The sequence below is a fragment of the Sulfitobacter sp. OXR-159 genome, from assembly GCF_034377145.1.
GTDB lineage: Bacteria > Pseudomonadota > Alphaproteobacteria > Rhodobacterales > Rhodobacteraceae > Sulfitobacter.
Genome location: NZ_CP139707.1, coordinates 523,691 through 542,103, shown reverse-complemented (window position 1 = coordinate 542,103; position 18,413 = coordinate 523,691). Strand labels below are relative to the sequence as shown.

Genomic DNA, 18,413 nt, shown 5'->3' with positions numbered 1-18,413 from the left:
ACAAAACGCCCCGCAGTTCCCTGCGAGGCGTTTTCGTAGAGTGGTCCCCCACCCTACCGCTGAACCAAAGTTCAGCCTTTCTCTTCGACGATCTCAACCATATGCGAGACCTTGTTGATCATGCCGCGGACGGAAGGTGTATCTTCCAGCTCACGGGTACGACCCATTTTGTTCAGACCCAGGCCAACCAAAGTTGCCTTTTGCTTGGCGGGGCGGCGGATCGGCGAGCCGACCTGCTTGATTACGAGTGTCTTGGCCATGCTTATGCCTCCTCAGCCACTTGTGCGGAGGACTCTACGTTGTCTTCACGCTTGGGCAGAATGTCAGCCACTTTCTTGCCGCGACGCTGCGCGACGGAACGGGGCGATTGCTCTTTCTTCAGACCGTCCAGAGTGGCGCGGATCATGTTGTAGGGGTTCTGCGAACCGACCGATTTGGACACAACGTCTTTCACGCCCAGCATCTCGAACACGGCACGCATCGGACCACCGGCGATGATACCGGTACCTTCAGGTGCTGTACGCATGATAACGCGGCCTGCGCCGTGGCGACCATGCATGTCGTGGTGCAGGGTGCGGCCTTCGCGCAGTTGAACGCGGATCATCTGACGCTTGGCTTGCTCAGTCGCCTTGCGGATGGCCTCGGGTACTTCTTTCGCTTTACCCTTACCAAAGCCCACGCGGCCTTTCTGATCACCCACGACCACGAGTGCGGCGAAGCCGAAACGCTTACCACCCTTAACGGTCTTGGACACGCGGTTGATCGCGACCAGACGGTCAGCGAATTCCGGGGTTTCGTCGCGTTGGTTGCGGCGGTTGCCCCCACGGTTGTCATCTCTTGCCATCTGGCATCTTCCTTTTTCTGTGGCCCTGAGGCCCATAGGATCAATCCTGGTGAGCCCTTGGCCCCCGGATCATCGAGAGGGCCAACCCGGCCCTCTTCGCAGGAAAGCTATGCGCGGGGCACAGCCTCCATATGAAAGCAGGTGCGTGGTTGCCCACGCACCGCACAATCAGATCTTCAAACCACCTTCACGCGCGGCGTCGGCCAGAGCCTTCACCTTGCCGTGGAAGAGGAAGCCGCCACGGTCGAAGTATGCTTCTTCGACGCCGGCTTTCTTGGCACGTTCGGCAATCGCGGCACCGACCTTGGTCGCTGCTTCGATGTTGTTCTTGCCGAAAACGCCCAGATCCTTTTCCATCGAGGAAGCGGAAGCCAGTGTCACGCCGTTCACATCGTCGATCAGCTGAGCCGAGATGTTTTTGGACGAACGGTGTACCGACAGGCGAAGACGCCCGGCGTTCACTTTGCGGAGTTTGTTCCGAACGCGCATGCGGCGTTTCAGGAACAGCTGTCTTTTGGTGTTTGCCATCTTTCCGTTCCTTACTTCTTCTTGCCTTCTTTGCGGAACACGAACTCACCCTTATAGCGGATGCCTTTGCCCTTATAGGGCTCGGGCTTGCGCCATGCGCGGATGTTCGCGGCGACCTGACCAACAAGCTGTTCGTCAATGCCTTCCACAACGATTTCGGTCTGCTTCGGTGCCGTTACGGTGACGCCTTCGGGCGCAACGTAGTCAACATCGTGGCTGAGGCCGAGGTTCAGTTTCAGCGTGTTGCCATTGACGGCCGCACGATAACCAACACCCTGGATTTCCAGCTCCTTCTTGAAGCCCTCGGTGACGCCGGTCACGAGGTTTTCAATCATGGTGCGGGACATGCCCCACTGCTGACGTGCGCGCTTGGACTTGCCACGCGGTGTCACAGAGATTGCATCGTCTTCGACCGTCAGGGTCACGTCGTCAGTTGCGCGGAAGCTGCGGGTGCCCTTGGGGCCCTTCACTTCGATCGTCTGACCGCTCACCGATGCCGAGACGCCCGAAGGCATGGCGACTGGTTTCTTACCAATACGAGACATTGTCTTCTCCTTAGAATACGGTGCAGAGCACTTCGCCGCCAACATTGGCAGAGCGTGCAGATGCGTCCGACATCACACCTTTGGAGGTGGAGACAATCGACACGCCGAGGCCCTGACGGACAACGGGGATGTCATTGACGGCCATGTAGACGCGACGACCGGGTTTGGAAACCCGCTTCAGTTCACGAATAACAGGTTCGCCTTCGTAGTACTTGAGGCTGATCTCGATGGCGGGGTGGCCATCGGCGCCCGTGACTTTTTCGTAGCCGCGGATGTAGCCTTCGTCGGCCAGCACGTCCAACACCCATGCACGCAGCTTGGAAGCCGGTGTGGAGACGGTGGATTTGCCGCGCAGCGAAGAGTTACGGATGCGTGTCAGCATATCTGCGATAGGATCGTTCATCTGATGCGCTCCTTACCAGCTCGACTTGACCATGCCGGGGATTTGGCCCGAAGAGCCGAGATCCCGCAGCGCGATCCGCGAAATTTTCAGTTTACGATAGTAGGCGTGCGGGCGGCCCGTCAGCTGGCAACGGTTGTGCAGACGCACAGCAGAGCTGTTGCGCGGCAGTTTCGCCAGTTTCAGGGAAGCGCGGAAACGCTCTTCCATCGGTTTGCTTTCGTCGCTCACGATCTCTTTCAGAGCCGCGCGCTTCTCAGCGTACTTTTTGACCAGTGCTTCGCGCTTCTTCTCGCGCTCAATCATGGATTTCTTAGCCATTTCTAATCCTTCCCGCGCTTATGAATTGAAGGGCATGTTGAAAGCTTTCAACAGCGCCTTGGCTTCAGCGTCGGTTTTCGCCGTGGTGGCGATCACGATGTCCATACCCCAAGTCTCGTCAACTTTGTCGAAGTCGATTTCGGGGAACACGATATGCTCTTTCATGCCCATGGCGTAGTTGCCACGGCCGTCAAAGCTCTTGCCCGAGATGCCGCGGAAGTCACGGATACGGGGCATTGCGATCGTGATCAGACGATCAAGGAATTCGTACATGCGGTCGCCACGCAGGGTAACTTTCGCACCCAAAGGCATGTCTTCACGCACGCGGAAACCAGCGATGGATTTCTTGGCCACGGTTGTCAGAGCCTTCTGGCCTGCAATCGCGGTCAGGTCTTCCTGAGCCGACTTGGCTTTTTTGCTGTCGCGCACGGCTTCGGCACCGCAGCCGATGTTCAGAACGATCTTGTCCAGCTTGGGGATCATCATGTCGTTCTTGTAGCCGAATTCCTCTTTCAGGGCGGCGCGGATCTTCTCGCGGTATTCGGCCTGAAGGCGGGGTGTGTAGGTTGCGGTATCAAGCATCGATCACGTCCCCCGTGGTCTTGGCAAAGCGCACTTTCTTGTCGCCTTCGATTTTGAAACCTACGCGCGTGGCTTTGCCGTTGGCATCCACCAATGCGAGGTTGCTCAGGTCGATCGGCATCGCCTTGGGGATGCGGCCGCCCTGAGATGTCTGTGTCTGGCGCGTTGCGCGGATGGCGATTTTCACGCCGTCAACGATGGCCTTGTTCGACTTGGGGTCAACAGACGAGATGGTGCCCGTCTTGCCCTTGTCCTTGCCGGACAGGACGATGACCTTGTCACCTTTGCGAAGTTTAGCAGCCATGATTACAGCACCTCCGGAGCGAGCGAGATGATTTTCATGAAGTTCTTCGCACGCAGCTCACGAACTACCGGCCCGAAGATACGGGTGCCGACAGGCTCGTTGTTGTTATTCAGGATAACAGCAGCGTTGCGGTCGAAGCGGATGGCGGTGCCATCTTCACGACGAACTTCTTTGGCAGTGCGAACGACAACGGCCTTACGGACGTCGCCTTTTTTCACACGACCGCGCGGGATGGCTTCCTTGACCGAGACGACAATGATGTCGCCGACGGATGCGTATTTACGCTTGGAACCACCCAGGACCTTGATGCACTGAACACGGCGCGCGCCGCTGTTGTCAGCAACATCCAGGTTGGTCTGCATCTGGATCATTTGGTTTCTCCCGACCTTCTGGGGGGCGATGCGGCCCTCATCCCAGGGTTTCGTTTAAGGGGCTCAGGCTTCGGCTTTGTCCGAAGTCAGAACTTCCCAACGTTTGGTTTTCGACTTGGGGGCACATTCGATGATGCGCACAGTGTCGCCCACCTTGAACGTGTTGTTCTCATCGTGAGCCCGGTACTTCTTGGACTTACGGATGGTCTTCTTCAGAACCGGATGCGTAAAGCGGCGCTCTACGGAAACGGAAACTGTTTGTGCGTTGGCGTCCGATGTCACGGTGCCTGTAAGGATACGCTTGGGCATGTTTCAGGCTCCTATTATTCGGCTGCCGCAGCAGCGGCTTTCTGGTTCAGCACGGTGTGGACACGGGCCACGTCACGCTTAACAGTCTTCAGACGTGCGGGGTTTTCCAACTGGCCGGTGGCCTGCTGAAAACGCAAGTTGAAGGATTCTTTTTTCAGGTTCACAAGTTCGTCGCGGAGCTGATCCGGCGTCTTGTCATGCAGTTCGCTGGCTTTCACGGCCTCTTCCTTTCAACATCACCAGTAGGCCCCTGTCAGGGTGACCATGATTCTGGTGGAGTTCATGATGAAAGGTGCCAATACGCGCTGAGGTCGCACATGGCAACCCCCGATGGCCCGGCGCCTGTGAATTAGGCGGGAAAGACGCTGGCGATAGGAACATGTTCCGCATAAGAAGGGCCTATGTCAAACATCAAATCGCTTTTCGCCACCCGCCTCTATCACGCCGCCCTGTCGGACCATGGCAAACCCATCGACACCGATGAACTGGCCGCCTCTTGTTTCTCGATCGCCGAGGATGATGAGGCCGGGCAGGATTGGTGCGAAGAGAACGGCTATGCGGGCTACACCTCTTATGCGTCGCTGGATGACCTGCCCTACCGGTTCCCGATCTTCAAGGATCTGGTCGCGGTGCTGGACAAACATGTGGCCGCCTTTGCCAAGGATCTCGACTTCGATCTGGGCGAGCGCAAGCTGGTGCTAGACTCCCTGTGGCTGAACATCCTGCCCGAAGGCGGCATCCACACCTCGCATATCCACCCCCACTCCGTGATCTCTGGCACGACCTATGTGACCATGCCCGAAGGCGCCAGCGCGATCCGCTTCGAGGATCCGCGCCTGCCGATGATGATGGCCGCGCCGGGCCGGGTGAAAGACGCCCGCGAAGAGCTGCGCCCCTTCATCTATGTCGCACCCGACGCGGGCGACGTGCTGCTCTGGGAAAGCTGGCTGCGCCATGAGGTGCCGATGAACATGATCGAAGAAGACCGCGTTTCGGTCTCGTTCAACTACAACTGGGCCTGACCGATGGCCGAGGACGTGAGCGCCCTCCCCCTGTCGGACCTGACAATCGACGCCGAGACCCGCCCGCCCCTGCCCGACATGGGCGACGTCACCGAGGCACAGCGACAAGCTGGGCGGCACCTTGCGGCGATCCACCGTCACTACCTCAGCGATCTATCACAAATCGCTCAGGTGATGACCCGCATTGAGGCCGGAGAGGCGCCCCCGGCTGAGCTTGCACATATCGTCCTGCATAGCCAGATGGCCCAGAATTTCGCCGCCGCCGGAACGCTCTGCGGTCAGCAATGCTGGGCGTTGACGATGCACCACAATATCGAAGAACAGAGCATTTTCCCGCAGCTGCTCGCGCGCGGGTCAGAACCGGTGCGCGCAATCGTGGACCGTCTGCGGGCCGAACATGAGGTCGTTCACGCGCTTCTCGAACGGCTGGGCGCGGCGGCGGACGGATTGACCGAGGCACCGAGCTCAGAACAATTCGCCGAAACCCGCGCGATATTCGACCAACTGGTCGCAGTGGTGCGCTCGCATTTCAAATTCGAAGAGACCGCCTTGGCCGAGGCATTGGGCGTCTATCAGGTCGACATCTGAGGCACCGCCCGGCGGCTATTTCAGTTTCTTCGCCGCCTCTTCCTGCGCCTTGACCGCTGCCTTTTCTTCCTTGGTCAGCTTGTTGCCCCACTGATTGTTGCTGAGCCCGAGATCACTGGGCATCGGCTTGGTCTTGCCCTTCTTCACCTCTCCGCCCTTGTCGAGAAACGCTTTGATGAGGTCTTCGTCGGTGTTCGGCTTTGGGACGTGCTTCATCGGGCTGGGCCTTTCCTGCGGCATGGGGTTAAGCAAAGGCTACCTAGATTAAAGCGCATTGGCCAGCGTTGCAGGTGCTGCTTGCCCCGCCTGCCCGATTGGTGAACATTCAACCTTTAGATTTATTTGAGTATCCACTGCCGATGTTTGTCCCGTTCCTTTTGCTCTTTATATCCCTCGCCCTTACAATCGCAGCCGCATCCACGCCGGGCTATGGGGACTTCAGCCTGCTCGGCGCGCTTTGTGTCATCGCCAGTGCGATCCTTCTGCTCTGGTCTTTCCGCGGCGCGCATCAGCAGCGGAAAAAATGGATCATCGTCGACGGCTCCAACGTCATGCATTGGAAGACCGGCGCGCCGGACATGAATGCGGTCCGGGACGTTGTGGATGAGTTACGCTCGAGGGGCTATTCCCCCGGCGTCGTGTTTGACGCCAACGCGGGCTATCTGCTCGCGGGTCGCTATCAACATGACAAGGCGCTGAGCAGACAACTTGACCTGCCGGTGGACCGGGTGATGGTCGTCCCAAAGGGCACGCCCGCGGACCCCTATATACTGCAATCCGCCCTAGACTACGGCGGGCAGGTCGTCAGCCGCGATCAGTTCCGCGATTGGGCGGAGGCCCATCCGGAAATCGCTGAGCCGGGACACCTGATCAAAGGCGGCTACCGGGATGGGAAACTCTGGCTCGACCTTGAGGCCGACGCGCTGGTCTGACAAAGCAAAACCCCCGCCGATCGCTCGACGGGGGTTTTATGTCTTTCAGCCACCCCTTACGGGGCTGCGGGCTTACCAGTCCTCGCGGACAACAACCCGAGTTTTGATCGGCAGCTTCATGGCTGCCAGACGCAGGGCTTCGCGTGCCACGTCTTCACCGACACCGTCGATTTCGAACATGATACGGCCCGGCTTGACCTTGGCTGCCCAGAAGTCGACGGAACCTTTACCTTTACCCATACGAACTTCGACGGGCTTGGAGGTGACCGGTACGTCCGGGAAGATGCGGATCCAGACACGGCCTTGACGCTTCATGTGACGCGTCATGGCGCGGCGTGCCGCTTCGATTTGACGGGCTGTAACCCGCTCCGGCTGCAGTGCCTTCAGGCCGTAGGTGCCAAAGTTCAGGTCAGACCCGCCCTTTGCCAGACCCTTGATCGAGCCCTTAAACTGCTTGCGGAATTTAGTACGCTTTGGTTGAAGCATTTGTCATTCCCCCTTAGCGACGACCGCCGGCACCGCGAGGTGCTGGGCCGTCTTGGAGTTCCTGTGCCTTACGGTCACGCGCGGCGGGGTCATGTTCCATGATCTCGCCTTTGAAGATCCATGTCTTGATCCCGATGATGCCATAAGCGGTGGCCGCTTCGACATGTGCGTAATCGATGTCGGCACGCAATGTGTGCAGCGGCACGCGACCCTCACGGTACCATTCGGTACGCGCGATTTCGGCCCCACCAAGACGACCCGCGAGGTTCACGCGGATGCCCAGTGCGCCCATGCGCATGGCGTTCTGCACGGCACGTTTCATGGCGCGGCGGAAAGAAACCCGGCGCTCCAGCTGCTGTGCAATGCTCTCACCAACAAGGTGTGCGTCCAGCTCGGGCTTGCGGACCTCAACGATGTTGAGGTGCAGTTCCGAGTTGGTCATCTTGGCGATCTTCTGGCGCAGCGTCTCGATGTCCGCGCCTTTCTTGCCAATGATGACACCGGGGCGTGCTGTGTGGATCGTGACGCGGCACTTTTTGTGCGGACGCTCGATGATCACACGGGCAACACCAGCTTGGTGGCACTCTTTCTTGATGAAGTCGCGGATTGCGAGGTCTTCGAGAAGAAGATCACCGTAATCCTTGGTGTCGGCGTACCAGCGGCTGTCCCAGGTGCGGTTCACCTGAAGACGCATACCGATCGGATTGACTTTGTTACCCATCAGGCTTGCTCCTCAACTTGACGCACTTTGATCGTGATCTCGGCAAACGGCTTGATGATCTTGCCGAACCGGCCACGGGCACGCGGGCGACCGCGCTTCATGGTCAGGTTCTTACCGACATAGGCCTCGGCCACGATGAGCTCATCGACGTCCAGGTTGTGGTTGTTCTCGGCGTTGGCAATCGCGGACTGAAGGCATTTCTTCACGTCCTGCGCGACCCGCTTCTTGGAGAAGGTGAGGTCGGTCAGCGCTTTGTCCACGGACTTGCCACGGATCAAAGCTGCAACCAGGTTCAGTTTCTGCGGGCTGGTGCGAAGCATGCGCAGTTTTGCCATTGCTTCGTTGTCTGCCACGCGGCGGGGATTCTTATCCTTGCTCATGGCTTATTTCCGCTTCGCTTTTTTGTCGGCGGCATGACCGTAGTAGGTCCGAGTCGGGGAGTACTCACCGAACTTCTGACCGATCATGTCTTCGCTGACGTTAACAGGGATGTGCTTATGACCGTTGTACACGCCAAACGTCAGACCCACGAACTGGGGCAGGATCGTGCTGCGGCGCGACCAGATCTTGATCACTTCGTTACGGCCGCCCTCGCGGGAAGCCTCTGCCTTTTTGAGGACATAAGAGTCAACAAAAGGACCTTTCCATACTGAACGAGCCATGAATTAACGCCCCTTCTTCTTGGCGTGACGCGAGCGGATGATAAGCTTGCTGGACGCTTTGTTCTTGTTGCGGGTCTTGGCACCCTTCGTCGGCTTACCCCAAGGAGTAACCGGGTGACGACCACCAGAGGTCCGGCCTTCACCACCGCCGTGCGGGTGGTCGATCGGGTTCATCACCACACCACGTACAGAAGGACGGATGCCCTTGTGACGCATGCGGCCCGCTTTACCGTAGTTCTGGTTGGAGTTGTCGGGGTTAGACACAGCACCAACGGTGGCCATGCATTCCTGACGCACGAGACGCAGCTCGCCGCTGCTCAGACGGATCTGAGCGTAGCCACCGTCACGACCCACGAACTGGGCGTAGGTGCCGGCGGCACGTGCGATCTGACCGCCCTTGCCGGGCTTCATCTCAATGTTGTGGACGATCGTACCGATCGGCATGCCCGAGAAAGGCATCGCGTTACCGGGTTTGATGTCCACTTTGGCGCCGGCGATGATTTTGTCGCCGATGGCCAGACGCTGGGGGGCCAGGATGTAGGCCTGCTCGCCGTCTTCGTACTGGATCAGTGCGATGAAAGCGGTCCGGTTGGGGTCATATTCGATCCGCGCGACAACAGCGGACATGTCCAGCTTGTTACGCTTGAAATCAACGATACGGTAGAGGCGCTTTGCACCACCACCTGTACGACGCATTGTGATTCGTCCGGTGTTGTTCCGACCGCCAGATTTGGTCAAACCCTCAGTAAGGGCTTTGACCGGGCGGCCTTTCCACAGCTCCGAACGGTCGATCAGTACCAGTCCACGCTGGCCTGGCGTCGTCGGTTTGTACGACTTGAGTGCCATGTTCTCTGTCTTCCGTTTGCTTGGCACGCATCCATCATGATGAAAGCGCGTTGGTTGTAGGGCCCCGAAGGTCCCCTGTAGGAGTGGTGGATGGGCTTAAATCTCTTGCGAGGCAGGCATCCCAACCACCGGGATCGTTCAAATAGCCAAACCCCGGACGAATCCGGGGCTTGAGCCGATGTGGCGACCTAGCAGGTTCAATTCTGCCCGTCCAGTGGGCATGGCGAAATTCCTCTCCCCTGCCCGCACAAAAGAAAAGAAGGCGCCGAAGCGCCTCCTTCCGTAGGTTTACCGATTACCCAAAGCGGGTATTAGTCAAGCCCAATGCTCTCGGCCAGACGCATACCGGGGTCAAGGATTTCAACTTCTGCTTCGTTGAATTCCGGCATGCTTTCCAGACGCTCTTCGGTGACGCCGGGGACGATCACTTCGTCTTCACGCATGATCAGCTTCTCAACCGGAATGGCGACTTCGTTTTCGCCCATCCCAAGGAAACCGCCCACGCCGATGATCGCAACAACGGTGTCGCCACGGACGCCGATAAAGTCGATCTCACCAACGTCTTCGCCGGTTTCGGTGGCGACGCTGCGGCCGGTCAGTTCTTCGGCGGTCAGGTTAAAGATCGGCAGACGCTGCACGTTCTCTTGATAGCGGGTGCGGTCTTCTTCGGCCATATTGCCTTGCTCATCAGCATTGAAGTCTTCCATCAGCACGCGGGCTTGCTCTTGCTCGACGTTGATCTCGGCGCCTTCGGCACCTTCTACGTTGACCTCAGGCGCTTCGGCTTCTTCGACGACGACATTCGCGTCTTCACCCTGCTGCACGTTCACGTTGGCTTCTTCCTGCTCAACAGCGACGCGGGCTTCTTCGGATTCAGCCACGTTCACATTGGCTTCGGCCTGCTCAACCGTCACGCGCGGCTCGGCTTCTTCGATGGTCACTTTCGGCTCGGGCCGCACGAATTTCACGACGGGTTCGGGCTGCTCCAGATCAACGATCGGCTCGCCTGTTTCCACATCAACCTGCGGCTTGGGAACCTGCACGGTCACGACCGGCTCAGGGATGCGCACGGTCACCTGCGGCTGTGCCTGCTCAACGGTGATGATCGGCGCCTGCTGCTGCACGCGAACGGTCGGCTCGGGCACGGCTACGGTTACTTCGGGCTGGCCCTGCTCAACCGTTACCACGGGAGCGTCCTGCGAAACGTTTACATCGGGCTCGGGCACGGTCACGTCAACTTGGGCGTCTTCCTGCTCAACAACCACTTGGCCGCCGGCTACATTAGCGGTTGCGGCTGCGTCACCTTCAACTTCGACTTCAGCTTCTGCTTCCATCTCGGCTTCGGCGTTGCGCTCGATGGTCTCTTCTACTTTTTCTGTTGCGTCCTGCGCCAGAACCGGAGCGGCTGCGAAAAGGGCAACGGCGGATACGCCGGCCATGAGTGTTTTGGTATAGATCATTAGGTCTCTCCCGTACTTTTTTAGGATAGTTGAGGCGCCCAGCACCCCGTCTTCCACGGTGAGACAACCGGCAGCTTTCCGCTCTGTTCCAAGAAAATTGATAGCATTTTTTCGGAACTTTCTAGGGGTCGCCACATGATTGAAGCAGGCCCCGACGGGATCGCGCCTGGGTAATGCCTCCCCCTAAAAACGCAAAAACCCCGCCGGTGCGGGGGTCTTACATCAGCGATATTTTAGGGCTTAAACGGCGCGGCGCGCCTGTGCGAATGATAACAGGCGCTTGCTCTTTTCATCCCACAGATGCAGCCGCGCATTGGCGAGGCTTTCGCGAATCGTCATCCGGTTCCCCTCGGCCAAGGCCACATGATCGCGCAGCACTTCCGGCAGGCGGTAGAACGGGATGCGGCTGTAAAGGTGGTGCACATGGTGAATGCCGATATTGGCACTCAGCCACTGCAAAGGCCGAGGCAGGATGTAATGCGACGAGCCGTGAAAGGCCGCGTCATGCAAATCCCACGCCTCATTTTCCTCCCAATGGGTCGTCTCGAACTGGTGCTGCACATAGAACAGCCACATGCCCGCCGTGGCCGCCAACAGGGTACTGGGGACAAAGATGAGCAGAATGGGCATGATCCCCCCGAAATAGAAGATCACCGCAAGTGCTGCGAGGATCGTCAGGTTGGTGCCCATCGCGCTTAGCCAATAACGGGTTTGCGCCATCAGCCCCAGCGGTACGCGGTTCTGCACGAAAAACAGGTAGCTCGGCCCAAGACCAAAAAGCACGACCGGATTGCGGTAGAGCCGGTACTGCAACCGCCCGAGCAGCCCAAGTTCGCGATACTCTGCAACGGTGAGTGTGTGAATATCGCCAATCCCTCGACGGCCAAGGTTCCCAGCCGAGGAATGGTGAATCGAATGGGTCCGGCGCCAAACGTCATAGGGCGTCAGTGTCAGCACCCCCAGCACGCGGCCCACCCAATCGCTGGTGCGACGGCTGCTGAAAAAGGCCGCATGGCCGCAGTCATGCTGAATCGCAAAAAGCCGCAGCAGGAAGCCTGCATTCACCAGCGAAATGCCAAGTGTCAGCCAGCCGCTGATCGACAACGCCCACCAAGCCAGTGCCCAAAGAAGGACAAACGGCCCGAGCGTGATCGCCAGTTCAAAACTGCTGCGCCAAGTGCTTGGCTCGCGGTAGCGGGCCAGCACGCGCACCCAGTCGCGCGCGTTCGACACGTCCGCAGACGCGCCGGGGGTAGATTTTTCGTGGGACATAGACCTGCTTTTTGTCGTTCTCCGAGGTCTTGTAGAGGAAAGCGCGCCGCAAGCAACGCCCCCGATGCCTTTTGCCGCTGCATAGCGTCATTTAGGCCGGAAACGGCCCATGCGGCAAAGCTTCCCACGGAACCGAAAGGCCAGCGCCTACGGCCCGCTGCCGGGGGGGGGCACCCTTCGTGGGGAAATCAAATGCGCGATCCCCAAAGGGTCAACCGCCACAACGGAAAAGGCCCCCGCAATGCGGAGGCCTTTCCCAAATACCAAACCGAAAGCTTACAGCCCGGTGGATACGTCGATTGTGTTGCCCTCTTCGAGCGTCACATAAGCCTTTTTCACGTCTTTACGGCGGCCCATCTGGCCCCGGAAACGCTTGACCTTGCCTTTGGTGATGGACGTGTTCACGGCCTTCACCTTGACGTTAAAGAGCGCCTCAACGGCCTCTTTGATCATCGGCTTGTTGCTTTCGATCGCCACTTCGAAAACGACAGCGTTCTGTTCGGACGCCATGGTTGCTTTCTCGGTGATGATCGGCTTGCGGATCACGTCGTAGTGTTCATGCTTGGCGCTCATTTCAGGCGTGCCTCCAATGCTTCGATCCCCGCTTTGGTGATCACCAGAGTGTCACGCTTGAGGATGTCATAGACGTTTGCGCCCATCGACGGCAGAACATCCAGCCCTTCGATGTTGCGCGCGGCCTGTGCGAAGTTCTCGTTGACCGAAGCGCCATCGATGACCAGCGCGCGCTTCCAACCCAGGTTCGACACCTGTTTGGCCAGAGCGGCTGTTTTGCCTTCGGATGTGGCTTCGTCGATGATGACCAGCGAACCGGCTTTTGCTTTGGCGGACAGCGCGTGGCGTAGGCCCAGCTTGCGGAACTTTTTGGTCAGCTCGTGGCCGTGGCTACGCGGGGTCGGACCCTTGTAGATACCACCCTTACGGAAGATCGGCGCGTTACGGTCACCGTGGCGTGCGCCGCCGGTGCCTTTTTGGCGATAGATCTTCTTGGTCGAGTAGCTGGTCTCGGACCGGGTCTTGACCTTGTGCGTACCCTGCTGCGCGTTGTTACGCTGCCAGCGCACGACGCGGTGCAGGATGTCGGCACGCGGCTCAAGGCCGAACAGTGCTTCGTCCAGGTCTACGGACCCGGCTTTGCCACCGTCGAGTTTGATGACATCGAGTTTCATGCGTCACCTTCTTTCTTGTCAGCGTCGGCATCGGAATTATCGGCATCCGAACCTTCAGCTGCGATTTCAGCTTCAGCGGCCTTCAGCGCTTCGGCTTCCTGTGCGGCTTGCTCTTCGGCCAAACGCTTGGCTTCGGCTTCTGCCTCTGCTGCGGCTGCGGCGGCTGCCTCTTCGGCGGCTTTCGCGGCTTCTTCAGCGGCGGATTTCAGAGCGGCGGGCAGAATCGCGTCTTCGGGGAACGGCTTTTTGACCGCATCTTTGACCGTGACCCAGCCACCTTTGGAGCCAGGAACGGCGCCTTTTACCATGATCAGGCCACGCGCGCTGTCGGTCTTAACGACTTCGAGGTTCTGCGTGGTAACACGGGCAGCACCCATGTGACCGGCCATTTTCTTACCTTTGAAAACCTTGCCGGGATCCTGACACTGGCCTGTGGAGCCGTGCGAACGGTGGCTGATGGAGACACCGTGTGTCGCCCGTAGACCGCCGAAGTTGTGACGCTTCATCGCACCAGCAAAACCTTTACCGATCGAAGTGCCTGCAACGTCAACGTACTGACCCGCGAAGTAATGGTCCGCGATGATTTCCTCACCAACGTCCAGCATCGCGTCCGCATCGACGCGGAACTCAGCAACCTTGCGCTTGGGTTCCACTTTCGCAGCTGCGAAATGGCCACGCATGGCTTGGCTTGTGCGTTTGGCTTTCGCCGAACCGGCACCCAGCTGAACGGCGGTATAGCCGTCACGGTCTGCGGTGCGCTGTGCGACAACCTGAAGCTTGTCCAATTGAAGAACGGTTACAGGAATCTGCTTGCCGTCTTCCATGAACAGCCGGGTCATGCCGACTTTTTTTGCAATAACGCCTGAGCGCAACATATGATTACCCTCCCGGCTTACGATTGCAGCTTGATCTCGACATCCACGCCAGCAGCGAGGTCGAGCTTCATCAGCGCGTCCACGGTCTGGGGGGTCGGATCAATGATATCCAGCAGACGCTTGTGCGTGCGGATTTCGAACTGGTCACGGGATTTCTTGTCAACGTGGGGACCACGAAGAACGGTGAATTTCTCGATTTTGTTCGGCAGCGGAATGGGACCGCGAACCGAAGCGCCTGTGCGCTTGGCGGTGCTGACGATTTCCTGAGTGGAGGCATCGAGCACCCGGTAGTCAAACGCCTTGAGGCGAATGCGGATGTTCTGGCTTTGAACGGCCATATGCATATCCCTTGTTTTGGGATTCTAACGGATTGGAGGAAGCAGGCTCATCCGGCCCCCTCATCGCGCCTTGGTATTAAATCAAACGGGGCGCGTCTAACGCACCCCGGTTCAATGGGCGTCCTATAGGGGGAATCGCAACAGGTGGCAAGAGGGTTCTAAAAACCCCCGTGTTTTTAGAACCAGTGCGCAAAGTCACGCCGGCCACGGCGTGACAGCGCACCCCGCCAACGTTCAATCACCACCGAAAACCACACTTAGCTTTCCCGTTTCACCGAAGCGTCCCAAAAAGCCCCCTCCCCCACAAAAGCAAAAGGCCGCAGCAAACGCTGCGGCCTTTCAAATCTCTCAGACGTCAGGCCCGAAGGCCCAGCCCAAAATCACTCGGTGATTTTGGAAACAACGCCCGCGCCAACGGTACGGCCACCTTCGCGGATCGCGAAGCGCAGGCCGTTTTCCATGGCGATCGGTGCGATCAGCTCAACGCCGAAGGACACGTTATCGCCGGGCATGACCATCTCGGTGCCTTCTGCCAGCTGAACGGTGCCGGTCACGTCAGTTGTACGGAAGTAGAACTGTGGACGGTAGTTCGCGAAGAACGGCGTGTGACGGCCACCTTCCTCTTTGGTGAGGATGTAGGCTTCGGCTTCGAACTTGGTGTGCGGGTTCACGGAGCCGGGCTTGCAGAGAACCTGACCGCGCTCAACGCCGTCACGCTCAACGCCACGCAGCAGCGCGCCGATGTTGTCGCCAGCTTCACCACGGTCCAGCAGCTTGCGGAACATTTCCACGCCTGTGCAGGTGGTTTTCTTGGTGTCGCGGATGCCGACGATTTCGATTTCGTCGCCAACGTTGATCACGCCACGCTCAACACGGCCGGTCACAACGGTACCACGACCAGAGATCGAGAACACGTCTTCGACGGGCATCAGGAACGGCTGGTCAACAGCACGCTCTGGTGTCGGGATGTAGTTGTCGACTTCTTCCATCAGCTTGCGGATCGCGTTCTCACCGATGTTTTCGTCACGGCCTTCCATCGCCGCCAGAGCGGAACCGGGCACGACGGGGATGTCGTCGCCGGGGTAGTCGTAGGAAGACAGCAGTTCGCGGATTTCCATCTCAACCAGCTCAAGCAGCTCTTCGTCGTCAACCTGGTCAACTTTGTTCATGAAGACGACCATGGCGGGGATGCCAACCTGACGGCCGAGCAGGATGTGCTCGCGGGTCTGGGGCATCGGGCCGTCGGCCGCGTTCACAACCAAGATAGCGCCGTCCATCTGAGCGGCACCGGTGATCATGTTTTTCACATAGTCAGCGTGGCCGGGGCAGTCGACGTGGGCGTAGTGACGTGCTTCGGTCTCATACTCGACGTGTGCGGTCGAGATGGTGATGCCGCGGGCCTTCTCTTCGGGCGCGCCGTCGATCTGGTCATACGCCTGGAAGTCACCGAAGTATTTGGTGATCGCCGCGGTCAGCGTGGTTTTACCGTGGTCAACGTGGCCGATTGTGCCGATGTTGACGTGTGGCTTGTTACGTTCAAACTTTGCCTTTGCCATGGTGTTGGCTCCTTTAGATGTTGGGTGGTGGGCTTAAAAACCCACCCTACAGAATGGGTAGGGCGGGGTTCACCCCGCCATCCCGGTTATGCAAATTTGGCCTGAATCTCGTCAGAGATGTTCTGCGGCACAGGCTCGTAGTGGTCGAACTGCATGGTGAAGTTCGCACGACCGGAAGACATCGAACGCAGCGTGTTGATGTAGCCGAACATGTTGGCCAGCGGTACGAAGGCGTCGATCGCGATGGCATTGCCGCGCGTGTCTTGACCCTGCACCTGACCCCGACGGGATGTCAGGTCACCGATGATGCCACCGGTGTACTCTTCCGGTGTCACAACTTCGACCTTCATGATCGGTTCCAGCAACTTTGCGCCAGCTTTTTTCATGCCTTCGCGCATACCCATACGGGCGGCGATTTCGAAGGCCAGAACGCTGGAGTCAACGTCGTGGAACTTACCGTCGATCAGAGCAACCTTGAAGTCGATGACCGGGAAGCCCGCCAGCGGACCGGAGTCCAGAACCGACTTGATCCCTTTTTCCACGCCCGGGATGTATTCCTTGGGAATGGCACCACCGACGATACGGCTCTCGAAGGAGTAACCTTCGCCCGGCTCGGTCGGCATCAGGATCATCTTAACTTCACCGAACTGACCCGAACCACCCGACTGTTTCTTGTGGGTGTAGGTGATCTCGGCTTCGCGGCTGATCGTCTCACGGTATGCCACCTGCGGTGCACCGATGTTCGCTTCAACTTTGAATTCGCGCTTCAGACGGTCCACCAGAATGTCGAGGTGAAGTTCGCCCATGCCCTTCATGATGGTCTGACCGGATTCCAGATCGGTTTCGACGCGGAAAGAGGGGTCTTCGGCGGCCAAACGGGCCAGACCTGCAGACATCTTTTCTTGGTCGGCCTTGGTCTTTGGCTCAACCGCGATCTCGATCACAGGATCGGGGAAGGTCATGGTTTCCAGAACCACCGGATCGTTGGCGGCACAAAGCGTGTCACCTGTGGTGGTGTCTTTCAGACCGGCAAGCGCGATGATGTCGCCCGCAAAGGCTTCTTCGATCTCTTCGCGGTTGATCGAGTGCATCATCATCATACGACCGACGCGCTCTTTCTTACCTTTGGTCGAGTTCAGAAGGGTATCGCCCTTCTTCAGCACGCCCGAGTAGATGCGGGTGAAGGTCAACGAACCAACGAAGGGGTCGTTCATGATTTTGAACGCAAGGCCAGAGAACGCCATGTCATCATCCGCGCGGCGCGGGATGTTACGGGTTTCTGTCTCATCGCCCGGCTTGAAGCCCATATAGTCGACAACGTCCAGCGGGCTGGGCAGATAGTCGATCACGGCGTTCAAAAGCGGCTGAACACCTTTGTTCTTGAAGGCGGAACCACAGAGAACGGGGATGAACTTGATCGCCAGCGTACCCTTGCGGATCAGGTCGCGCAGGGTGTCGACGTCCGGCTCGGCGCCATCCATCAGGTAGTTTTCCATCGCCTCATCGTCCATCTCGACCGCGGTCTCGATGAGCTTGGCACGCCATTCGTCGGCAGTGTCCTTCAGGCTGTCACGGATCTCGCGCTGTTCCCAGCCCGCACCCAGATCTTCGCCAGACCAGACCCATTCCTTCATGGTGACCAGATCAACGATGCCTTCCAGCTCGTTCTCTGCACCAATCGGGATCTGCACTGGTGCAGGCGTGGCACCTGTACGGTCTTTGATCATGCGAACGCAGTTGAAGAAGTCCGCGCCGATCTTGTCCATCTTGTTGACGAAGACGATACGCGGCACCTTGTAGCGGTCAGCTTGGCGCCACACGGTTTCGGTCTGCGGCTCAACACCGGCGTTGGCGTCAAGAACGGCAACTGCGCCGTCGAGAACCGCCAGCGAACGCTCAACTTCAATGGTGAAGTCAACGTGGCCGGGGGTGTCGATGATGTTCATCCGGTACTTGGTGTCGGATGTCGCATCGGCTGTGGGCTCTTCCTGGCGCTGCCAGAACGTGGTGGTCGCGGCGGAGGTGATGGTGATGCCACGCTCTTGTTCCTGCTCCATCCAGTCCATCGTTGCGGCGCCGTCATGCACCTCACCGATGTTGTGGGATTTGCCGGTGTAGAACAGGATGCGTTCGGAACAGGTGGTCTTGCCGGCATCGATGTGAGCCATGATGCCGAAGTTGCGGTAGCGTTGGAGCGGATAGTCGCGTGCCATGGGGCTGCTTCCTCGAAAATATCAGTACGAACAGATCGCGCCCGAAACCGG

At 58.6% G+C, this 18,413-nt stretch carries 28 protein-coding genes; 3 read left to right on the top strand and 25 right to left on the bottom strand.

Annotation, left to right across the window (positions count from 1 at the left end):
* Positions 1-71 precede the first annotated feature (71 nt).
* The 11 genes from rpmD to rpmC form a co-directional block, all read right to left on the bottom strand.
* Positions 72-260 carry a 50S ribosomal protein L30 gene (rpmD, locus tag T8A63_RS02650; protein ID WP_007118856.1) on the bottom strand — a complete coding sequence of 63 codons (189 nt, stop codon included), beginning with the start codon at positions 258-260 and terminating at the stop codon, positions 72-74.
* Between the two features lie 2 nt (positions 261-262).
* Positions 263-844, bottom strand: a complete 582-nt coding sequence (rpsE, locus tag T8A63_RS02645; protein ID WP_067267992.1) for a 30S ribosomal protein S5 — start codon at positions 842-844, stop codon at positions 263-265.
* 168 nt (positions 845-1,012) lie between these two features.
* Positions 1,013-1,372 (bottom strand): 50S ribosomal protein L18, encoded by a 360-nt coding sequence (gene rplR, locus T8A63_RS02640; RefSeq protein ID WP_067622237.1) that lies wholly within the window; start codon positions 1,370-1,372, stop codon positions 1,013-1,015.
* An 11-nt stretch (positions 1,373-1,383) separates the two neighbouring features.
* The gene (gene rplF, locus T8A63_RS02635; RefSeq protein WP_067622240.1) at positions 1,384-1,917 is read right to left on the bottom strand and encodes a 50S ribosomal protein L6; all 534 of its coding nucleotides are present in this window, start codon (positions 1,915-1,917) and stop codon (positions 1,384-1,386) included.
* 10 nt (positions 1,918-1,927) lie between these two features.
* Positions 1,928-2,320 carry a 30S ribosomal protein S8 gene (gene rpsH, locus T8A63_RS02630; RefSeq protein WP_067622243.1) on the bottom strand — a complete coding sequence of 131 codons (393 nt, stop codon included), beginning with the start codon at positions 2,318-2,320 and terminating at the stop codon, positions 1,928-1,930.
* Positions 2,321-2,332: 12 nt separating this feature from the next.
* A complete protein-coding gene (gene rpsN / locus T8A63_RS02625) occupies positions 2,333-2,638 on the bottom strand; it encodes a 30S ribosomal protein S14 (protein WP_007118851.1) in 306 nt (101 codons plus the stop codon).
* Positions 2,639-2,656: 18 nt separating this feature from the next.
* A complete protein-coding gene (gene rplE / locus T8A63_RS02620) occupies positions 2,657-3,220 on the bottom strand; it encodes a 50S ribosomal protein L5 (RefSeq protein ID WP_067622246.1) in 564 nt (187 codons plus the stop codon).
* A complete protein-coding gene (gene rplX, locus T8A63_RS02615; protein ID WP_067267981.1) occupies positions 3,213-3,524 on the bottom strand; it encodes a 50S ribosomal protein L24 in 312 nt (103 codons plus the stop codon). The genes rplE and rplX overlap by 8 nt, the downstream gene beginning before the upstream one ends.
* Before the next feature lie 2 nt (positions 3,525-3,526).
* Positions 3,527-3,895, bottom strand: coding sequence for a 50S ribosomal protein L14 (gene rplN, locus T8A63_RS02610; RefSeq protein ID WP_005621870.1), 369 nt, complete (start codon positions 3,893-3,895; stop codon positions 3,527-3,529).
* A 63-nt stretch (positions 3,896-3,958) separates the two neighbouring features.
* Complete coding sequence (gene rpsQ, locus T8A63_RS02605) at positions 3,959-4,204, bottom strand: 30S ribosomal protein S17 (RefSeq protein WP_067267977.1); 246 nt, start codon at positions 4,202-4,204, stop codon at positions 3,959-3,961.
* Between the two features lie 14 nt (positions 4,205-4,218).
* On the bottom strand, positions 4,219-4,422 hold the full coding sequence (rpmC, locus tag T8A63_RS02600) for a 50S ribosomal protein L29 (RefSeq protein ID WP_007118846.1): 204 nt from the start codon (positions 4,420-4,422) through the stop codon (positions 4,219-4,221).
* Positions 4,423-4,605: 183 nt separating this feature from the next.
* On the opposite strand from rpmC, the gene T8A63_RS02595 reads away from it, so the two are divergent.
* Positions 4,606-5,226, top strand: a complete 621-nt coding sequence (locus T8A63_RS02595) for a TIGR02466 family protein (RefSeq protein ID WP_067622256.1) — start codon at positions 4,606-4,608, stop codon at positions 5,224-5,226.
* 15 nt (positions 5,227-5,241) lie between these two features.
* The gene (locus tag T8A63_RS02590; RefSeq protein WP_322344907.1) at positions 5,242-5,814 is read left to right on the top strand and encodes a hemerythrin domain-containing protein; all 573 of its coding nucleotides are present in this window, start codon (positions 5,242-5,244) and stop codon (positions 5,812-5,814) included.
* A 15-nt stretch (positions 5,815-5,829) separates the two neighbouring features.
* Here the strand turns inward: T8A63_RS02590 and T8A63_RS02585 are convergent, their stop codons facing one another.
* Positions 5,830-6,030 carry a hypothetical protein gene (locus T8A63_RS02585; RefSeq protein WP_067625860.1) on the bottom strand — a complete coding sequence of 67 codons (201 nt, stop codon included), beginning with the start codon at positions 6,028-6,030 and terminating at the stop codon, positions 5,830-5,832.
* A gap of 143 nt (positions 6,031-6,173) precedes the next feature.
* Between T8A63_RS02585 and T8A63_RS02580 the strand changes: the two genes are divergently transcribed.
* Positions 6,174-6,746 carry an NYN domain-containing protein gene (locus T8A63_RS02580; RefSeq protein WP_322344906.1) on the top strand — a complete coding sequence of 191 codons (573 nt, stop codon included), beginning with the start codon at positions 6,174-6,176 and terminating at the stop codon, positions 6,744-6,746.
* Between the two features lie 72 nt (positions 6,747-6,818).
* Here the strand turns inward: T8A63_RS02580 and rplP are convergent, their stop codons facing one another.
* The 13 genes from rplP to fusA all read right to left on the bottom strand — a co-directional run bounded on the left by rplP (position 6,819) and on the right by fusA (position 18,362).
* Complete coding sequence (gene rplP / locus T8A63_RS02575) at positions 6,819-7,232, bottom strand: 50S ribosomal protein L16 (RefSeq protein ID WP_007118841.1); 414 nt, start codon at positions 7,230-7,232, stop codon at positions 6,819-6,821.
* 13 nt (positions 7,233-7,245) lie between these two features.
* Positions 7,246-7,953, bottom strand: a complete 708-nt coding sequence (gene rpsC / locus T8A63_RS02570) for a 30S ribosomal protein S3 (RefSeq protein WP_067625857.1) — start codon at positions 7,951-7,953, stop codon at positions 7,246-7,248.
* Positions 7,953-8,333, bottom strand: coding sequence for a 50S ribosomal protein L22 (rplV, locus tag T8A63_RS02565; RefSeq protein WP_067267968.1), 381 nt, complete (start codon positions 8,331-8,333; stop codon positions 7,953-7,955). Before rplV ends, rpsC begins: the two co-directional genes overlap by 1 nt.
* Positions 8,334-8,336: 3 nt before the next feature.
* Positions 8,337-8,615 (bottom strand): 30S ribosomal protein S19, encoded by a 279-nt coding sequence (gene rpsS / locus T8A63_RS02560; RefSeq protein ID WP_007118838.1) that lies wholly within the window; start codon positions 8,613-8,615, stop codon positions 8,337-8,339.
* Between the two features lie 3 nt (positions 8,616-8,618).
* The gene (rplB, locus tag T8A63_RS02555) at positions 8,619-9,461 is read right to left on the bottom strand and encodes a 50S ribosomal protein L2 (RefSeq protein ID WP_067625855.1); all 843 of its coding nucleotides are present in this window, start codon (positions 9,459-9,461) and stop codon (positions 8,619-8,621) included.
* Between the two features lie 311 nt (positions 9,462-9,772).
* A complete protein-coding gene (locus T8A63_RS02550) occupies positions 9,773-10,921 on the bottom strand; it encodes a PRC-barrel domain-containing protein (RefSeq protein ID WP_067625853.1) in 1,149 nt (382 codons plus the stop codon).
* A 240-nt stretch (positions 10,922-11,161) separates the two neighbouring features.
* Positions 11,162-12,193, bottom strand: coding sequence for a fatty acid desaturase (locus T8A63_RS02545; RefSeq protein ID WP_322344905.1), 1,032 nt, complete (start codon positions 12,191-12,193; stop codon positions 11,162-11,164).
* Positions 12,194-12,469: 276 nt separating this feature from the next.
* Positions 12,470-12,766: a 50S ribosomal protein L23 gene (locus T8A63_RS02540; RefSeq protein WP_007118833.1), complete on the bottom strand. Its 297-nt coding sequence runs from the start codon at positions 12,764-12,766 to the stop codon at positions 12,470-12,472.
* Positions 12,763-13,380: a 50S ribosomal protein L4 gene (gene rplD / locus T8A63_RS02535; protein ID WP_067622160.1), complete on the bottom strand. Its 618-nt coding sequence runs from the start codon at positions 13,378-13,380 to the stop codon at positions 12,763-12,765. The genes T8A63_RS02540 and rplD overlap by 4 nt, the downstream gene beginning before the upstream one ends.
* Complete coding sequence (gene rplC, locus T8A63_RS02530; RefSeq protein WP_082849552.1) at positions 13,377-14,255, bottom strand: 50S ribosomal protein L3; 879 nt, start codon at positions 14,253-14,255, stop codon at positions 13,377-13,379. The genes rplD and rplC overlap by 4 nt, the downstream gene beginning before the upstream one ends.
* 17 nt (positions 14,256-14,272) lie before the next feature.
* Positions 14,273-14,593, bottom strand: a complete 321-nt coding sequence (rpsJ, locus tag T8A63_RS02525; protein WP_067267998.1) for a 30S ribosomal protein S10 — start codon at positions 14,591-14,593, stop codon at positions 14,273-14,275.
* A 380-nt stretch (positions 14,594-14,973) separates the two neighbouring features.
* Positions 14,974-16,149 carry an elongation factor Tu gene (tuf, locus tag T8A63_RS02520; protein ID WP_067622157.1) on the bottom strand — a complete coding sequence of 392 codons (1,176 nt, stop codon included), beginning with the start codon at positions 16,147-16,149 and terminating at the stop codon, positions 14,974-14,976.
* Between the two features lie 86 nt (positions 16,150-16,235).
* A complete protein-coding gene (gene fusA, locus T8A63_RS02515; RefSeq protein ID WP_067622154.1) occupies positions 16,236-18,362 on the bottom strand; it encodes an elongation factor G in 2,127 nt (708 codons plus the stop codon).
* Positions 18,363-18,413: the final 51 nt, after the last annotated feature.

Excerpts from the sequence above, each read along its gene's own strand:
- rpmD (WP_007118856.1), bottom strand. The coding sequence starts at position 260 with ATGGCCAAGACACTCGTAATCAAGCAGGTCGGCTCGCCGATCCGCCGC.
- rpsE (WP_067267992.1), bottom strand. The coding sequence starts at position 844 with ATGGCAAGAGATGACAACCGTGGGGGCAACCGCCGCAACCAACGCGAC.
- rplR (WP_067622237.1), bottom strand. The coding sequence starts at position 1,372 with ATGGCAAACACCAAAAGACAGCTGTTCCTGAAACGCCGCATGCGCGTT.
- rplF (WP_067622240.1), bottom strand. The coding sequence starts at position 1,917 with ATGTCTCGTATTGGTAAGAAACCAGTCGCCATGCCTTCGGGCGTCTCG.
- rpsH (WP_067622243.1), bottom strand. The coding sequence starts at position 2,320 with ATGAACGATCCTATCGCAGATATGCTGACACGCATCCGTAACTCTTCG.
- rpsN (WP_007118851.1), bottom strand. The coding sequence starts at position 2,638 with ATGGCTAAGAAATCCATGATTGAGCGCGAGAAGAAGCGCGAAGCACTG.
- rplE (WP_067622246.1), bottom strand. The coding sequence starts at position 3,220 with ATGCTTGATACCGCAACCTACACACCCCGCCTTCAGGCCGAATACCGC.
- rplX (WP_067267981.1), bottom strand. The coding sequence starts at position 3,524 with ATGGCTGCTAAACTTCGCAAAGGTGACAAGGTCATCGTCCTGTCCGGC.
- rplN (WP_005621870.1), bottom strand. The coding sequence starts at position 3,895 with ATGATCCAGATGCAGACCAACCTGGATGTTGCTGACAACAGCGGCGCG.
- rpsQ (WP_067267977.1), bottom strand. The coding sequence starts at position 4,204 with ATGCCCAAGCGTATCCTTACAGGCACCGTGACATCGGACGCCAACGCA.
- T8A63_RS02595 (WP_067622256.1), top strand. The coding sequence starts at position 4,606 with ATGTCAAACATCAAATCGCTTTTCGCCACCCGCCTCTATCACGCCGCC.
- T8A63_RS02585 (WP_067625860.1), bottom strand. The coding sequence starts at position 6,030 with ATGAAGCACGTCCCAAAGCCGAACACCGACGAAGACCTCATCAAAGCG.
- T8A63_RS02580 (WP_322344906.1), top strand. The coding sequence starts at position 6,174 with ATGTTTGTCCCGTTCCTTTTGCTCTTTATATCCCTCGCCCTTACAATC.
- rplP (WP_007118841.1), bottom strand. The coding sequence starts at position 7,232 with ATGCTTCAACCAAAGCGTACTAAATTCCGCAAGCAGTTTAAGGGCTCG.
- rpsC (WP_067625857.1), bottom strand. The coding sequence starts at position 7,953 with ATGGGTAACAAAGTCAATCCGATCGGTATGCGTCTTCAGGTGAACCGC.
- rplV (WP_067267968.1), bottom strand. The coding sequence starts at position 8,333 with ATGAGCAAGGATAAGAATCCCCGCCGCGTGGCAGACAACGAAGCAATG.
- rpsS (WP_007118838.1), bottom strand. The coding sequence starts at position 8,615 with ATGGCTCGTTCAGTATGGAAAGGTCCTTTTGTTGACTCTTATGTCCTC.
- rplB (WP_067625855.1), bottom strand. The coding sequence starts at position 9,461 with ATGGCACTCAAGTCGTACAAACCGACGACGCCAGGCCAGCGTGGACTG.
- T8A63_RS02550 (WP_067625853.1), bottom strand. The coding sequence starts at position 10,921 with ATGATCTATACCAAAACACTCATGGCCGGCGTATCCGCCGTTGCCCTT.
- T8A63_RS02545 (WP_322344905.1), bottom strand. The coding sequence starts at position 12,193 with ATGTCCCACGAAAAATCTACCCCCGGCGCGTCTGCGGACGTGTCGAAC.
- T8A63_RS02540 (WP_007118833.1), bottom strand. The coding sequence starts at position 12,766 with ATGAGCGCCAAGCATGAACACTACGACGTGATCCGCAAGCCGATCATC.
- rplD (WP_067622160.1), bottom strand. The coding sequence starts at position 13,380 with ATGAAACTCGATGTCATCAAACTCGACGGTGGCAAAGCCGGGTCCGTA.
- rplC (WP_082849552.1), bottom strand. The coding sequence starts at position 14,255 with ATGTTGCGCTCAGGCGTTATTGCAAAAAAAGTCGGCATGACCCGGCTG.
- rpsJ (WP_067267998.1), bottom strand. The coding sequence starts at position 14,593 with ATGGCCGTTCAAAGCCAGAACATCCGCATTCGCCTCAAGGCGTTTGAC.
- tuf (WP_067622157.1), bottom strand. The coding sequence starts at position 16,149 with ATGGCAAAGGCAAAGTTTGAACGTAACAAGCCACACGTCAACATCGGC.
- fusA (WP_067622154.1), bottom strand. The coding sequence starts at position 18,362 with ATGGCACGCGACTATCCGCTCCAACGCTACCGCAACTTCGGCATCATG.